Annotated in this window: 14 protein-coding genes; 11 read left to right on the forward strand and 3 right to left on the reverse strand. The window is 39.8% G+C overall.

Annotation, left to right across the window (positions count from 1 at the left end):
* Positions 1-811: 811 nt before the first annotated feature.
* Positions 812-1,720, reverse strand: a complete 909-nt coding sequence (locus B0B05_RS09615; protein WP_076783441.1) for a carbohydrate kinase family protein — start codon at positions 1,718-1,720, stop codon at positions 812-814.
* Positions 1,720-1,917: a glycoside hydrolase domain-containing protein gene (locus B0B05_RS17220; RefSeq protein ID WP_084173927.1), complete on the reverse strand. Its 198-nt coding sequence runs from the start codon at positions 1,915-1,917 to the stop codon at positions 1,720-1,722. The genes B0B05_RS09615 and B0B05_RS17220 overlap by 1 nt, the downstream gene beginning before the upstream one ends.
* 204 nt (positions 1,918-2,121) lie before the next feature.
* On the opposite strand from B0B05_RS17220, the gene B0B05_RS09625 reads away from it, so the two are divergent.
* From B0B05_RS09625 to B0B05_RS09655, 7 genes are all read left to right on the forward strand, one after another.
* The gene (locus B0B05_RS09625; protein WP_076783442.1) at positions 2,122-2,298 is read left to right on the forward strand and encodes a histone H1; all 177 of its coding nucleotides are present in this window, start codon (positions 2,122-2,124) and stop codon (positions 2,296-2,298) included.
* Positions 2,299-2,504: 206 nt separating this feature from the next.
* The gene (locus B0B05_RS09630; protein ID WP_076783443.1) at positions 2,505-3,968 is read left to right on the forward strand and encodes a hybrid sensor histidine kinase/response regulator; all 1,464 of its coding nucleotides are present in this window, start codon (positions 2,505-2,507) and stop codon (positions 3,966-3,968) included.
* A gap of 8 nt (positions 3,969-3,976) precedes the next feature.
* Positions 3,977-7,555 carry a response regulator gene (locus B0B05_RS09635; RefSeq protein WP_076783444.1) on the forward strand — a complete coding sequence of 1,193 codons (3,579 nt, stop codon included), beginning with the start codon at positions 3,977-3,979 and terminating at the stop codon, positions 7,553-7,555.
* 18 nt (positions 7,556-7,573) lie between these two features.
* Positions 7,574-7,942 carry a response regulator gene (locus tag B0B05_RS09640; RefSeq protein WP_076783445.1) on the forward strand — a complete coding sequence of 123 codons (369 nt, stop codon included), beginning with the start codon at positions 7,574-7,576 and terminating at the stop codon, positions 7,940-7,942.
* A complete protein-coding gene (locus tag B0B05_RS09645; RefSeq protein ID WP_076783446.1) occupies positions 7,943-8,773 on the forward strand; it encodes a CheR family methyltransferase in 831 nt (276 codons plus the stop codon).
* An 18-nt stretch (positions 8,774-8,791) separates the two neighbouring features.
* Positions 8,792-9,361 carry a chemotaxis protein CheB gene (locus tag B0B05_RS09650; RefSeq protein ID WP_076783488.1) on the forward strand — a complete coding sequence of 190 codons (570 nt, stop codon included), beginning with the start codon at positions 8,792-8,794 and terminating at the stop codon, positions 9,359-9,361.
* 19 nt (positions 9,362-9,380) lie between these two features.
* Positions 9,381-9,752 carry a response regulator gene (locus tag B0B05_RS09655; protein WP_173786360.1) on the forward strand — a complete coding sequence of 124 codons (372 nt, stop codon included), beginning with the start codon at positions 9,381-9,383 and terminating at the stop codon, positions 9,750-9,752.
* Between the two features lie 30 nt (positions 9,753-9,782).
* On the opposite strand, the gene B0B05_RS09660 is transcribed toward B0B05_RS09655, so the two are convergent.
* A complete protein-coding gene (locus tag B0B05_RS09660; RefSeq protein WP_072998255.1) occupies positions 9,783-10,649 on the reverse strand; it encodes a sigma-70 family RNA polymerase sigma factor in 867 nt (288 codons plus the stop codon).
* A gap of 396 nt (positions 10,650-11,045) precedes the next feature.
* Between B0B05_RS09660 and gldD the strand changes: the two genes are divergently transcribed.
* The 4 genes from gldD (at position 11,046) to B0B05_RS09680 (ending at position 15,962) form a co-directional block, all read left to right on the forward strand.
* Positions 11,046-11,603: a gliding motility lipoprotein GldD gene (gene gldD / locus B0B05_RS09665; protein WP_076783448.1), complete on the forward strand. Its 558-nt coding sequence runs from the start codon at positions 11,046-11,048 to the stop codon at positions 11,601-11,603.
* A gap of 99 nt (positions 11,604-11,702) precedes the next feature.
* A complete protein-coding gene (locus tag B0B05_RS09670; protein ID WP_076783449.1) occupies positions 11,703-12,623 on the forward strand; it encodes a PfkB family carbohydrate kinase in 921 nt (306 codons plus the stop codon).
* A gap of 60 nt (positions 12,624-12,683) precedes the next feature.
* Positions 12,684-14,519, forward strand: a complete 1,836-nt coding sequence (locus B0B05_RS09675) for a hypothetical protein (RefSeq protein WP_076783450.1) — start codon at positions 12,684-12,686, stop codon at positions 14,517-14,519.
* 66 nt (positions 14,520-14,585) lie between these two features.
* Complete coding sequence (locus tag B0B05_RS09680) at positions 14,586-15,962, forward strand: peptidylprolyl isomerase (protein ID WP_076783451.1); 1,377 nt, start codon at positions 14,586-14,588, stop codon at positions 15,960-15,962.
* The last annotated feature ends 368 nt before the right edge of the window (positions 15,963-16,330 follow it).

The raw sequence follows: 16,330 nt of genomic DNA on the forward strand, positions 1-16,330 counted from the left end.
TCAGGTAATAATAGCTTGAGTAGGTCTTCTGTTTTCATCCTCTACAAAAGTATCAATTTTTGCCATTACTCCCCAACTTTTGTTGCTGATCCTATAAGGTACAAAAATTATTTATTTAGTAAATTTACTTCAATAGTAATCTGAATTCGATTGGCAACGCTTAATTCATAAGGATTGCTTTAGTTTTACATATTAGTTTAAAGGATGCCGTGGGTGTGGCCCTTGTCCACTTCGACTGTTTACATCAAAGGTACGAGTGGTAACTCACCAAATATACGCTTAAACAAAAATAGTGCTTTTTTGCCAACAGGAGCTTTTTCTAGGCAGCGGCAGGATTTTGTTTTGCACTTTAGCTGCTAGTTTTTTTATTTCAAACGAGAAACCACTTATATTCCCAAAATCTAAATCCAATTATCAAATCCGTAATTTCTGCAACCCTAAAAAATCCATTTTAAGCAATACAGATCGTATGAGAAGGCTTTAATAAAAAAATATAATGTTCAGTAAAGCCCTGTCATTGCAGGAAATTCTGTTTTCTGTAAAAATTAGAGTCATCCTTTAAGTATTCTCCATTCATAGCAAAGCCATAGTAAAGCCATAGTAAAGCCATGGATAGTTCATGGATCAAAGTGAGATGTTGTGTTGCGAAATTAATAATTGAAAGACTCTAATATTGTAAATTGTTAAAAGTGGTGAACTTTTACAAAACAATCTAAATTAGACCTGAAAATATAATAGTAACTAAGTTGCGACAATAAGTCGAGTCTTGTGTATAAAACTTTAAAACCATAAAAAGGCAAAGCCTGTATTGCTACAGGCTTTGTTTTATAAAAGTATCTAATTGAGAATATTCAATTTTGGGATTGGCGCCGGTAAAAGTGGCTACCATAGCACCCACGGCACTCGCAAAATCAAGCGCATCATCCGGACTGTGACCGGTAAGCAGTTTCGCCGTCAGACTTGCCAAAAAGGAGTCGCCGGCACCCACCGTGTCCGCCACGGTGACAGGATAACCACCATGCCTGTAAATCTGATGGTCCCACAGAAGGATAGAACCATGTTTGCCCAATGTCACGCAAATGGCCGGTGTATTGGTCTTTTCTGAGATAAATTGAATGTTCTCTTCCAGATCATCGGATTGGTATCCCAATTCAGCAGCGATCTCCAGAATCTCCTCATCATTGAATTTGATAAAATCTGCTTTATCCATCAGTTTTTCCAGAATAGGAATATTGTAAAATGGCTTCCTGAGGTTCACATCAAAAACTTTGAACATGGCATCATTAGAGTCCAGCAAAGAAAAAAGCGTGGTTCTGGGTGCTTCGTTCCTGCAGGCCAGGCTGCCATAGAAAAAAACATCAGCTTCTTTTACTGTTTTGCTAACATCGTCGTTGATGCTTATGAAGTCCCATGCAGAAGGGAATTTAATCTCATAAGTGGCCGAACCTCGGTCATTAAGGGATACCTGCACAACGCCTGTCTCATAATCAGGGGTTGTTACGATGCCGGAAGTTTCCAAATGGTGTGCACTGGTATAATCCAGGATAGTTTGGCCGTCTTCATCATTACCGATAGCGCTGATCATAGCTACCGGAAAGCCAAAAGAAGCTGTTCTGAGAGCCAGATTAAGCGGTGCACCGCCAATTTTTTTTTCCTCACCGAAAACATCAAAAAGGACTTCTCCAAAACTGACGGCTTTAATTGTCTTGTTGTTGAACATTAATTGGGTATTTTTATATTGATATTTTTAAATGTGCTTTCTGCAGAGCTAAAGATACTCCATTTCTGATTAACGACATTGTAAACTCTGTTGCTAAAGGCCAATTTATCATTAATATAAACCATGCAGACATCGTTGCTGATGAAGGCTGGTGTGTATACGATTACAGTAAAACAGGACGGAAAGTCTACCGCAATGAAGTTCGTTAAAAAATAGGCCTCATATTTCTAAAAATAATATCAAATCAAATCAATAATCAGAATCCATTGCCTGTGCGATGGATTTTTTCGTGATTCAAAATAGGTCACAGTTAAAGTTGTGAACAAAAGATTTGCATAATTATGAATTAGAATTGATCTAAGTTTTTATATTTGCAATCCAATTAATTAATTATATCAACTATGAAAGAGCTAATTGAAAAAATCAATGCGGAATTTGAAAGTTTCAGCAAAGAGGCAGAGCAACAAGTAGAGAAAGGTAACAAAGCTGCTGGTACAAGAGCCAGAAAATCTGCTTTGGAACTTGGAAAACTGTTCAAAGACTTCCGAAAAGTTTCTGTTGAAGAATCAAAGAAATAATCTCGGTCACTTTATAATCCCTGTTTTTTATGAACAGGGATTGTTTTTTTGTTTTTTGGCTCCAAAATTGCTTTTCATAATGATTAAGTTTGCGCTATGGCACAGGCTTTTTTTTTGCATTATTTTAGATAGTAGTGCGTTGTTCCAAGTTTTGTGAGTATTTTTGAAAAAAAGTATTCACATCTAATTTTGAAGTATAAAATCTTATGATCTTAATTGTAGATGACAATCAAAATAATATCTATTCATTAAAAAAACTATTAGAATCAAAAGATTTTTTGGTTGATACAGCCAGTTCCGGCGAAGAGGCTCTGGCAAAAGCACTTAAAAATGATTACTCCCTTATCATTCTGGATGTCCAGATGCCTGATATGGACGGTTTCGAAGTTGCGGAAAATTTTGCCGGTTACAGTAAAACGAAAGAAATCCCAATTATATTCTTATCCGCTGTCAATACGGAGAAAAAATTTATAACCCAGGGCTACGCATCGGGCGGGATTGATTATGTCACCAAGCCGATTGATCCGGAGATTCTTTTGCTTAAGGTAAAGGCTTATTATCACTTGCAGGAACAGAACCTTGCCATAAAAAAAACAAAACAGAATCTTGAGCAGGAGGTAAAAGGAAGAAGAGAGGCTCATGTCTCAATGCGCTCGGAGATTGATCATTTTCATCTGATGCTGGAGGCACTGCCTCAGATTGCATTTACTTTGGACGAGAATGGCGAAGTAAGTTTTGTCAATGTTAAGTGGTATCAGTATTCCAATTCAGAAAAGGTATTTCCCGAAACACATCCCGATGATGTGGATGTCAAAAAAGAATTTGAAAAATGCCGTAAAAAAGGTAAAAACCTGGAGCTGGAAATCAGAATAAAAAATATCGTGACCGGTGACTACCGTTATCACCTCTTAAGGATGTTACCCGTTTATAGTGGGACCATTATCAAAAACTGGGTGGGTACATTTACAGATATTGATGACCAAAAACGGATCGAAAAGGAAAAAGATGAGTTCCTGAGTATTGCCAGCCATGAGCTAAAGACTCCGCTTACAAGCATAAAAGCTTATATGCAGCTATTGGAGCGTAAGCTGAAAATCAGCGAAAACCAGGATGTAAGCTATGTGTCCAAATCTCTGGTGCAGGTAGAAAAGCTTAACAGCCTCATTACAGACCTGCTGGACGTGTCTAAAATAGAAAACGGCAAACTGAAAATTAATAAAAAACCAAACGACCTTACCGCTGTTGTGGATAATGCCATAGAAACAATTATGCAGACGCATGACCACAAGCTGAAAATAGAACGCCATGGGCTGAAAGAGCCATTATTTCTCCCATTTGATGCCATCAGGATAGAGCAGGTTTTGGTCAATTTCCTTACCAATGCTATCAAATATTCTCCTGAGAACAATCAGGTTATTGTTACGATGTTTGAAGACGAAGAAGCTGTAAAAGTAAGCGTTACAGATTTTGGGATTGGTATCCTCGAATATAAACAGGAATCTGTTTTTCACAAATTTTATCGTGTAGAAGAGTCATCGCTGAAATTCCAGGGGATGGGTATCGGCCTTTATATCTGTTCAGAGATTATAAAACAGCATGAGGGGACGATAGGTGTTTCCAGCAAGATCAATGAGGGATCTACATTCTATTTTACATTACCGCTAAACTAAAAGTTAATATGCCAAAAAAAATTGTCAGAAATTTACAATTCGGGGTAGGATTTTCTCTACTGATATTAATTGCCAGTTCTGTTGCCTCATATTGGAGTATACAAAAACAGATGGATAACCGGGAGAGCCTTACCAACAGCAGGCGTTCTATAACCGCTGTAAAAGATGTTTTGATCGCATTGATAGATGCAGAAACCGGCAACCGAGGTTATCAGCTAACAGGCAGGAAAAACTTTCTGGAGCCATATTACCGCAGTGTTAAAGAGTATCCGGATGCCTTAAGAAGGGCCAGATCCGTTAATATTGATGATGAGAGTCAGCTGAAAAGGATTGATGAGCTTGAAAAAAATGTAAAGCTGAATATGGCCAACCTGCAGCGTTTAATAGAAGATAAGAGCAGAGGCGTGCAGATGACACAGGAGCAAATGCAGATGGGAAAAGCCTACATGGATAACTGTAGAGACATCGTAAACGAATTTGTAAAACACGAGGAAATACAGGTCGGTAAAAAGAACAGAGACCTGGATGCCTCGTCCTCAACTACCGTTTGGTTTATAATTTTATCTGCCATCACAGCGGTGCTTGTAACCATATTTTTCTATCTAAAATTAAGGAATGACCTGATAAGAAGAGATAAACTTGAGAAAGAACTGAAAGCCAAAGATGCGGAGATATCAAGAAGGGTAACCGCTATACAAAAGATTGCAAACAGAGTGGCCAGCGGCGATTATAGCCAGAAGGTGGTTGATAATGCGGAGGATGATTTGGGCGATCTTGTAGGGTCACTTAATTTTATGACAGATTCTCTCAAAAATTCGTTTGATAAGATTAATAACAGCGATTGGCTGCAGAAGGGCTGGGCATTACTTAATGAGTCGCTTGTGGGAAAAAGCACTGTAAAAGAAGTTTTGCAAAATGCATTACAGCAGCTTATCGAATATGGTGACTGTATTAATGGCGCAATCTATCTTTTAGAAGATGGTCAGCTAAAATTAAGTACGGCTGTAGGGTTGGAAGATAATATGAAAAAAATCTTCCTGATTGGTGAAGGAATGGTGGGGCAAACCTTTGACCAGGAAAAAGTAAAAGTCTTCAATGACCTTGATGACAACGATTTTGCCGTAACCTTCGCGTCCAGCAAAATGAAGATCAACGGGATTTTGTTGATGCCTATTGTTGCTAATCATAAAAATATTGGTGTCATAGAAGTTGCGTCATCAGAAAGCTTTAGCGAGTTGAGAATCGATTATTTTAAAGAATCCTGCCGCAATATTGGTATTGCAGTTCTGGCTGCCAAAAGCCGTGAAAAAGAGCAACGATTGCTGGAGGAAACGCAGGCACAGACAGAAGAGCTGCAGGTACAACACGCCGAGCTGGAAAATCTTAATACAGAGCTGGAAGCACAGACTCAAAAGTTACAGGCCTCTGAAGAGGAGCTCAAAGTACAGCAGGAAGAACTGATGCAAAGCAATACAGAACTGGAAGAGCGGGCAAAACTTCTGGAAGAGAAAAACCAACTGATTGCAAGCCATAATACAGAGATTCAGAAAAAAGCAGAGGAACTGGCGCTCAGCACCCAATACAAATCCGAATTTTTGGCCAATATGTCGCACGAGCTGCGCACACCGCTCAATTCTATTTTGCTGTTGTCCAGATTGATGGTCGAGAATCCAGACGAAAACCTCAATGAAGATCAGATAGAATCTGCGAAAGTCATCCAAAGTTCGGGAACCAGCCTGTTGACTTTAATTGATGAGATTCTTGATCTTGCAAAGATAGAATCCGGAAAAATGGCGTTGGAATATCAGTCCGTCTCTCTGGATGATGTGATGAAAGATCTTAAGAATCTTTTCAGCCCTGTAGTCCGCGAAAAAGGTATAGCATTTAATGTGCAGATACACAGCGATATCAGTAGAGTGATAGAAACAGACCGGTTGCGCCTGGATCAGGTTCTAAGGAACCTCCTGTCCAATGCGTTCAAGTTTACCAAAGAAGGCAGTGTTACATTATCGGTACAAAAAGAGCCATCTGACCCAAATTTTGTAATTTTCAAAGTTGAAGATACAGGCATCGGTATTCCCGAGGATAAGCAAAAATTGATTTTTGAAGCCTTCCAGCAGGCCGATGGCTCTACACAGCGTAAATTTGGGGGCACAGGCTTAGGGTTATCCATCAGCCGCGAAATTGCGAAACTCTTAGGCGGAAAACTCTTACTGAGCAGCAAGGTAAATGAGGGAAGCGCATTCAGTCTTATTATTCCGATTAATAAAGAGTCCGTTTCTTCTTCAGCGGAGAAAGAAGAACGTTCCGAAGAAATTTTAACCGAAACAATTCACAAATTAGATTCTGCCATAGCAACACTAGAGATCCCTGCAGACGTAGATGATGACCGTCATACCATTATCGCAGGGGATAAGGTTATTTTGATTGTGGAGGACGATATTAATTTTGCCAAGGCATTGCTAAAATATGCACATCTCCAAAATTACAAAGGCGTAGTTGTTGTAAGGGGTGATAGGGCTTTGGATGCGGCATTGGAGTACCATCCGCTTGCAATCTTGCTGGATGTGCAGCTTCCTATGCAGGATGGCTGGCAGGTGATGGACGAACTCAAGTCCAATCCTCAGACCAAAGCAATTCCTGTTCACATGATGTCATCTCTGCAGGTGAGAAAAGAAAGCCTGATGAAAGGTGCTATCGATTTTATCAACAAGCCGGTCGCATTGGAGCAGATGACGGATGTGTTCAAAAAAATCGAAGAAGCCCTTAGCAGATCGCCGCAAAAAGTTCTGATTGCCGAAGAAAATGCTAAGCATGCCAGTGCATTATCTTATTTCTTAAGCAATTTTGATATCGCATTATCCGTAGAAAATAATGTGGAAGATAGTGTAAAAGCCCTTACAAGCGGCAATGTGGATTGCGTAATTCTGGATATTGGTCTTTCCAAAGGCAACGGCTATCAGATTATCGAATCAATCAAAAGTTACGAAGGTTTGGAGAATCTCCCAATTATCATTTTTACGGAGCGCAACCTGTCCAAATCTGAGGAGTTAAAGATTAAAAAATATGCTGATTCTATTGTGGTGAAAACAGCTCATTCTTACCAGCGTATCCTGGATGAGGTCGGCTTGTTTTTGCATTTGGTAGAAGAAAAAAACAGTTCTGTGGAAACCATCAGAAGCAAAACTCTGGGCTCTCTTACCGAAGTCTTGAGTGGTAAAAAGATTCTGATTACGGACGATGATGTGCGTAATATTTTCTCATTAACCAAAGCACTGGAAACTTACAAAGTAGAAGTGGTGTTGGCTATGGACGGCAAGCAGGCGCTGGAGCAGATCAAAGACCATCCTGATATAGATGTTGTGCTGATGGACATGATGATGCCGGAAATGGATGGCTATGATACCATCCGGGAGATCCGCAAAATGCCGGCCTTCTCCAAGCTTCCGATTATTGCTGTTACTGCAAAATCGCTCATTGGAGATCGCGAAAAGTGTATCCAGGCAGGCGCGTCAGATTATATTACAAAACCGGTAGATATAGATCAGTTGCTCTCTCTGTTGCGTGTTTGGCTGTATGATAATTAAAACTAATAATACATTATAATGAATAATAACAAGATCCTTATTGTTGACGATGATCCCCGTAATATTTTTGCGCTCAAACTGACACTGAAGGCGCGTGGTTACCAGTCCGAGACTGCTAATTCTGCAGAGGAAGCCATCAGTATCTTAAAAAAAGATGGAAACATTGCGGTAGTTCTTATGGATATGATGATGCCCGACACAGATGGCTACAAGGCTATCAGCATTATTCGCGGAGATCAGCAGATCAGCCATATTCCGGTAATCGCTGTTACTGCACAGGCGATGCAGGAAGATCGCCAAAAATGTCTGGACGCCGGAGCCAATGATTATATTAAAAAACCAATTGACGTAGATCAGTTGATTAAAGCTATTAAAAATTTGGACTAGATGCTGGAACCTAACATCATCAAAGATGAAGAGATAGAACAACTCATCAGAGATATCTATGAGCTCTATGGCTATGATTTTTCTTTGTACAGCCGTGCGTCTTTCAAAAGAAGGATCAACAGGATCTGTATGATAGACCGGTTTACAAGTTTTGCAGAATTACGCTACAAGATTATTAATGAACCGGATTATCTCAAGCATTTTTTAGAAGAAATCACAGTGAATGTTACAGAGATGTTTCGGGATCCTTCATTTTTCAAATGCCTGAGAGATGATATATTGCCGCAGTTGGGTACTTACCCGCTAATAAGGGTTTGGATTGCAGGCTGCTCTACCGGAGAAGAAGCTTACTCTGTGGCAATATTACTCAAAGAAGCTAATCTTTATCACAAGTCATTAATCTATGCCACAGATATCAATCCTGCAGTCCTGGAAACAGCCAGGGCAGGCGTTTTCCCTTTACAGCAGATGAAGTTATATTCGGAGAATTACAGGCTTTCCGGTGGGCGGCATGATTTCTCTGACTATTACACGGCCAATTATGACAGTGCCCGGCTGGACAAAAGCCTTAGGGAAAAAATGATTTTGTCCACCCACAATTTGGTCTCGGACAGTTCCTTTAATAGTTTTCAGCTGATTATTTGCCGCAATGTATTGATCTATTTTGATAAAGAACTTCAGGATCGGGTTTTTAATCTTTTTGATAACAGTTTAGAGAATTTGGGTTATCTTGCATTGGGTTCCAAAGAGACACTTCGGTTTTCAGGGCTGGAAAGATTTTACCAGCGCATAGACGATCAGAAGATCTGGAAAAAAGTAATCTCAAATTAAGCCATCACCTTGGATGATATGGAATATAAAAATCATACAGATTTGGTAGTCATAGGCGGATCCGCCGGTAGTCTGCAGGTCATTTTAGAAATGATCCGTCATCTGCGATCTCATCTTGATTTTTCTATTCTGCTTGTTATCCATCGCAAAGCGCAGGCCGCCAATATATTACCAACGTTGTTGCAGCAATATGCCGAGCAGCAGGTGATTGAGATAGAAGATAAAACAGAGATCGAGGCTAATAAGATTTATCTGGTGCCTGCGGATTACCATCTTTTGCTGGACTCGCGGGAGCTTATGTCCTTAGACCGATCGGAGCGGATCAATTACTCCAGGCCATCCATTGATATTACTTTTATCTCTGCGGCGGAAATTTTTGGAGAGAATCTGGTGGCTGTACTTCTTTCGGGTGCCAATGCAGATGGTGTAGAGGGCCTTAAATATATCAAGAAGAAAGGTGGGCGCGTGTGGATACAGGATCCCGAGAGCGCAGAGATCAGTTATATGCCGCAGCAGGCTGTAAATCTGGTGGATTACGATCTTCTTTTTTCGCCGGAAGATTTAGCCGGTTTGATCAATCATTTATAAAAACAATAACAATATAATTATGGACAAGATTTTAATTTTTGATGATGATAAAAGTATCCTGGAGGTGATAACCATCATTTTCGAATCCAATGGCTATATAGTTGAAATCTCAGAAACCTCGCATGATATCATCCAAAAAGTCACCGATTACCAACCGGATCTCATCCTGATGGACAACTGGATTCCCAACATAGGCGGAGTAGAGGCTACGCAGTTACTGAAGAATCATGATGAGTTCAAAAAAATACCGGTGATCTACGTGACTGCCAATAATGATATAGAGGAACTGGCAAAATTGGCTAAAGCGGATGATTTTGTAGCAAAACCTTTTAATCTGGAAGATCTGGAGGAAAAAGTCGCTTACCAGCTCAAACAAAAAAAGCAGGCTTAGAAAACCTGCTTTGATTATTTGTTGCTAAAATTATTTCCCGAGGTAAGATTTCAGGATCTTACTTCTGGAGTTATGTTTCAGTCTTTTGATTGCTTTTTCTTTTATCTGGCGCACTCTTTCTCTTGTAAGGTCAAAAGTTTCGCCGATCTCTTCCAGCGTCATTGGATGTTTACCGTTAAGGCCAAAATACAATCTCACAAGATCCGCCTCTCTTGGCGTCAGCGTGTTAAGTGCTCTTTCGATCTCAATTTGCAGCGATTCCAGCATCAGGTCTTTATCCGGGCTTGGTGATTCTCCGGAACGTAAAACATCATAAAGGTTAGAATCTTCACCTTCCACAAGCGGCGCATCCATAGACAGGTGTCGGCCACTGTTTTTCATAGATTCCTTGATGTCTTCCTCGCTCATGTCAAGCACCTCTGCCAGTTCTTCGGGAGACGGTGGTCTCTCATTTTCCTGCTCCAGATGGGCATAAGCCTTGTTGATCTTGTTGATAGAACCAATTTTATTAAGAGGTAACCTTACAATACGGGATTGCTCTGCCAAAGCCTGAAGAATAGACTGGCGGATCCACCATACCGCATAGGAGATAAATTTGAAACCTCTGGTCTCATCATATCTTTTGGCGGCCTTCATCAATCCAAGATTCCCTTCATTAATCAAATCCGGAAGAGAAAGTCCCTGATTCTGGTACTGTTTGGATACAGAAACCACGAAACGAAGATTCGCTTTGATCAGTTTTTCCAGCGCAGCCCTGTCTCCGGCACGTATTCTTTGTGCCAAATCTACCTCTTCATCAGCGGTAATCAGTTCTACTTTCCCGATCTCTTGCAGATACTTGTCGAGTGATGCGGTTTCCCTGTTGGTAACCTGTTTTGTAATTTTTAATTGTCTCATTATAAAAACCTCATTCTTTAGGTTGCTTATATTATACGACAGCAAAATCAAAAAGGTTACAAAAATTTTGTTTAGGTAAGAATTATAACTTATTTTAACACACTATTTATCTTTTTTGGCGTGTCCCGGCGGTGCTCCTCATTGGCGCTCGCTGCGCTCGCGCCACGCGTCGCACCTTTGGGCCGGTCTGCGGGCAGTCGCTCTGCTTCTTCGGCGCAGGAGCTCCAACAGTGCCCTTCGCCCTCACGCGCTGGCGCTTCTTATTCGCTTTTTTTCTTAAAATAGATGTTTTGCCCAATTAATATACATTGGTCATTTCCTTGTAAATCAGTTATTCTTAATAAAAATTAGGTTTTCAAAATTCTCTGTATCAATTCTTATTGTTATTTTTGCCGAATGTTTAAAAATCTGATCATAATAGTCGTTGGTCTCTCGTTGTTTTCCTGTGGCAAAGAACCAGTTCCCAAGCCCAAAGGAGATCTGCGCCTGGAGTATCCCAACCCAAAGTATACCAGATTCAGCACGCCATGCAGTTATTCTTTTGATTATTCGGATTTTGCCAGTGTAAAAGAAGCCAAACAGCCTTGTTGGTACAACCTGTCTTATCCCAAGATGAAGGCCAACGTATTTATCACCTATTTCCCGATCAAGAATGACTTCCCGCTTCATGTAAAAGAAGTGGAAAAGATGGTTTACGAGCATACTATCAAAGCGAGCGCCATAGATACCAAGTTTTTCCAGTATCCTGAGAAAAAAGTCTATGGTAATTTTTATGAACTCAAGGGGCAGACAGCATCTAATATTCAGTTTTTTGTAACCGACAGTACCAGGCATTTTGTTACCGGGAATTTATACTTCAATACCCGACCAAAACCGGATTCTCTGGCACCGGCTGTCGATTACATCAAAAAAGATCTTTTGCACCTCATTGATTCCTTTGAATGGAAAAAGTAAGAAATACAGGAATCAAGACTTTAAGAAACAAGAATAGAAAATAACATTATAAAAGTGCAATCAGCTAAAAGCCAGTTGCCATTAGCAAAAATTTAAAATATGAAATTATTAGCAGTAGGAACTGTCGCATTTGATGCCATAGAAACACCATTTGGTAAAACAGATAAAATCCTTGGCGGTGCAGCCACTTTTATTGGGCTGGCAGCTTCGGCTCTGGATACAGATGTAAGTTTGGTTTCTGTCATTGGCGGCGATTTTCCTCAGGAATACCTGGATATGCTGACTTCCAAAAATATCAATATCGATGGTGTAGAAGTGGTAAAAGACGGTAAAACATTTTTCTGGAGTGGGAAGTACCATAACGATCTCAACTCCAGGGATACATTGATTACAGAACTTAACGTTTTGGCGGATTTTGATCCCAAAGTCCCTGCCCATGCTGCCGATGCCGATGTACTTCTGTTAGGTAATCTGGATCCTGTAGTTCAGCTTTCTGTGTTGGAAAGAATGGCCAAAAAACCACAGCTTGTTATTCTGGACACGATGAATTTTTGGATGGATATTGCCTGGGATAACCTGATGAAGGTCATTGCCAAAACAGATGTGATTACAATCAATGACGAGGAGGCCAGACAACTTTCCGGAGAATATTCTCTGGTAAAAGCGGCTAAAAAAATCCATGCTATGGGGCCAAAATATGTGATCATCAAAAAAGGGGAACATGGCGCTTTGCTTTTCCACGAGGAGAAAGTATTTGCCATTCCGGCCTTGCCTCTTGAGGATGTGTTTGACCCAACCGGTGCGGGTGATACTTTTGCAGGCGGTTTTGCTGCCTACCTTACCAAAAAAGGAGACTTCGGGTTTGAAAGTATGAAAACTGCTATTATCGTAGGTAGTGCGATGGCATCCTTTACCGTAGAGAAATTTGGGACAGAGAGGATTCAGGCTGTTACAAAACAGGAATTAAGTAACAGGATTTTACAGTTCCGAGAGCTGACATCATTTGAGTCTGCCATTTAAAATTTTAACTTTCACAAAATTTATCACTCCAAAAAGTGTTATAAATTAATATATTATCAAATGAAGAAGATTTTTTTTCCGGTGCTATTGGCGTTTGCTTCGCAGTCGTTGTTTTCACAATATCTCATTGTGGGCAAAGACAGCATCTCTGCAAAAGATTATATCAAAGAAAACAAATACGGCCTTGAAAAAGCAGGCCCAGATAAAGCCGTCAGTTCTACGGTAGAATTTCTGCTTTTGCAGCAGCTAGCCAAAGAGAAAAAAGCTGATACGCTTAATTTCTATGTCAATGCTGTCAATCAGAGATTATCAGAATTAAGGGATAAAAAATTCTATCCTAAGAGTATTGTTGATCCTCTTTTACAAGACTTTGTCAACTCCAGCAAGACAGAACAGCAAGTCCTTCTTTTTATCAAGCAAAAAAAATCAGATGATAAAACTGATTACAAAGCGCTTTACAACCAGGTAAAAACCGGTAAACTAGGTATGCAGGATGTTATCACCAAAAATACCACGGCCGAAGCTGCCAAAGCGTTCTACATAAAGCCTGGGATGCTGGATTATGAGCTGTATCAGCTAATCAAAAATACGGCGGTTAATTCCTTTACACCTTTGATTGACAGGCAAAATATAGTAGCCTTTGCACAAGTCGTCAATACAAGGCCTAGCTTGGGTTATATGCTTTTTGGCGTGCTGAGCATTCCTAAAGATGCTAATTATGAGACGACTAAAGATAAAATCTATAAAGAACTGGCGGCGGGGAAAAAGTTTCAGGCAGTTGTAAAAGAGTTTGCGACTACCGATGAAGCCAAAAACTCCGGCGGTGCTGTGATGGGCTCACCTATATTGCCGGATGAGGTTTATAATGCACTGAAAGGGCAGAAAAAAGATTTTTATACCAAGGAGCCGCTCTTGTTTGGCGACAACTATTTTATTTTCAATATTTATAATATAGAACCCTATACGCTTACGGATGAAAACCGGACATTTTTTCAGAAAGAGATGCTCTCGTCAAGCTATGGTGAGGAGGTAACTGCTAAAATGGTAGACTATCTAAAGTCTCAAAATAAATATTCTGAAACCAAAGAATTTGCTGAAATCAAAAAATCTTATCAGGCCTATCTCAATCCAAAAGATCCTAAAGCGGTATTGTTTACGTACGGTAAAAATAGTGTTACCTATGAGGATTTGAAAAAATCCTTGGATGCACAGTATAAAAACCTAGAGCAAATGCCAACTTCGCAATGGTCAGAATTGGTAAGCTACCAGGCCAACCAGTATATAATGGGCAATTATGCTAAAAGCTTTGATCAGCTTCCGGATGTGAAACCGGAGATGGATGAGCTTAAGAAAAATCTCCTGTCAGAATATATCTTCTCAGAATATCTTAAAACTGAGGTCAAAAATAACCCACAACTTTACAAGGAATATTATGACGCGAATAAATCCAAATTTGTCTGGGAAAAACGAGCCGAATCCAGAGCTGCAATTATCTCAGATCCTACATTGGTAAAAGATGTTGAGAAGCAGGTGAAGGATCCTAAAAAATGGGCAGAACTTAAAGAATTGTACAAAAACCGGGTGAACAGTAAGAATCAGGTTTTGGTCCATTTCGAAGAAGGGAAAATCACAGAGAGCGCAGATATTTTTAAAAAGTATAATGTCCCCTTCAAAAAAGGAACTTTTTTAACCAAGATTGGGGAAAGAGATGTGGCTATTGCTATTGATGATATCCTGCCGGAACAGCAGATGACACTAGCAGAAGCAGAACCCGAAATGACCGATGCTGTGACAGAGAAAGTCCTTCAAAAAACCATATCTGCTCAGCGCGCCAAGACCAAGGTAGAGGTTCAACCAGCCTTTATGGCAGAACTTAATAAAAATTTTAAGAAATAATTATAATTAAAAATAAAGCAAAATTGGTTGATAATATTAATTTTGCTGCTTAATAATCTAAAAATAATGTCAAATTACAAGAAATATCTTTTTTTCTTATCGGTAGTTGCTGTTTTGTTCAGCACAAATTTTTCCGCACAGGTAAAAAAAGGTCAGTTGATAGATGGGATAGCTGCTGTAATTGGTAATGAGATTGTGCTGGAGTCTGATATAGATGAGCAGGCCAATTACGCCAAACAGCAAGGTGCCAATGTGGGGGATAAGTGTGAGTTTATGGAGAGTATCCTTAATAATAAACTCCTGATCTACGAAGCCAAAAAAGATACGCTGATAGAAAACAGAACTGCAGCCATCAAGGAAATGGCCGGCAGTAAGTATAATCAGATTCTTGGACAGTTCCCGGATGAGAAAGCCATGTTGGCTGCATATAAGTTCCGTACATCTTATGAGATGAAGTCGGCTATCGAAAAGATCGATACAGATAACTACTACGGTCAGCAAAAATACGCCAGGATTACAGAGAAGGCAGATGTTACACCGAATGAGGTAACTGATTTTTATAACCAGTACAAGTATCAGCTTCCGAACGTGAAAGACGAAGTTGTGCTGTCTAAGATCAGCATGTACCCGAAGCTTTCTGATGCTCACAAAAAAGAAATTATTGCCAAACTGAACAAGATCAAAGAGGATATAAAAGGCGGGCAAAGCTTTGAGAATCTTGCCAGGATCTATTCCGAAGATGAAGGTTCTGCAGCAGTAGGCGGGCTTTATAAGAATATCAACCTGGGACAGATGGTAAAACCTTTTGAGGCTGCGGCACTTAATCTTCAGGAAAACGAAATCTCCGATCCTGTAGAATCTGAGTTTGGCTATCACCTCATCCAGCTTGTGAAGAGGAACGGGAAAAAGTATGATGCAAGGCATATTCTCATTAAAAATACGCCTAACGCAGATGAAATTGCCTCTACCAAAAAAGAATTGGACAGCATCCGAACGTTGGTACTGGAGAAGAAAATGAGTTTCAAAGATGCTGCATACAAGTTCTCGGATGATAAGAGCAACAAGTACAGTGGTGGTATTATGACCAACCCTCAGGATGGTTCTGATAAACTTGAAAAACTTAGCCTGGATCCTACCATCTCTTATCAGATTGCCGGCCTCAAAAAAGATGATATCACAGAACCTTTTCAGCAGGAAGACCAGCAGAAGAGAATAATGCTCAGCATTGTACAGGTGAATGATATTATTGATGCCCACCAGCTGGAACTGGCCACGGATTACGAAAGGATAAAAGACCTGGCACTTAATAAGAAAAAGCGTGAGATTGTTGAGAAATGGGTGAATGATAAAATCCCTTCCGTATTTATCTCCATTGATAACAAATATAAGGATTGTAAATTCCATAACAACTGGCAGAAAAACCCAGTTACCACGGCAAAATAATCGCAGTTGGAAAAAGATAAAAAAAGCAGTATAACCTCGGGTTGTACTGCTTTTTTTTCGCTAATCTCTTTCTGATAGAAGCAAGTATATTACCTGAGATGAGATAATTTTAAGACCAATTAGTGATAGATTTTAGTGTAGGCAAGCTTAATATATAAGGATTTAATTTTCTCAATATGAAATTAAGTCCCGACCTAAGAAATTATAAACAGCTTCCTTTGCTGATTCTACAATTTTGGCAGATTAACAGTTAAGCATTTCCAAAATCTGGAAGACTTCTGTATTGGGACCACGCTGGAGACTTGGTAATAATCCAAAAACATGAAATAATCAAATGACAATGACCTGAATTCAATTCAGGTCATTAT

It is taken from the genome of Epilithonimonas bovis DSM 19482, assembly GCF_900108115.1.
Lineage (GTDB): Bacteria > Bacteroidota > Bacteroidia > Flavobacteriales > Weeksellaceae > Epilithonimonas > Epilithonimonas bovis.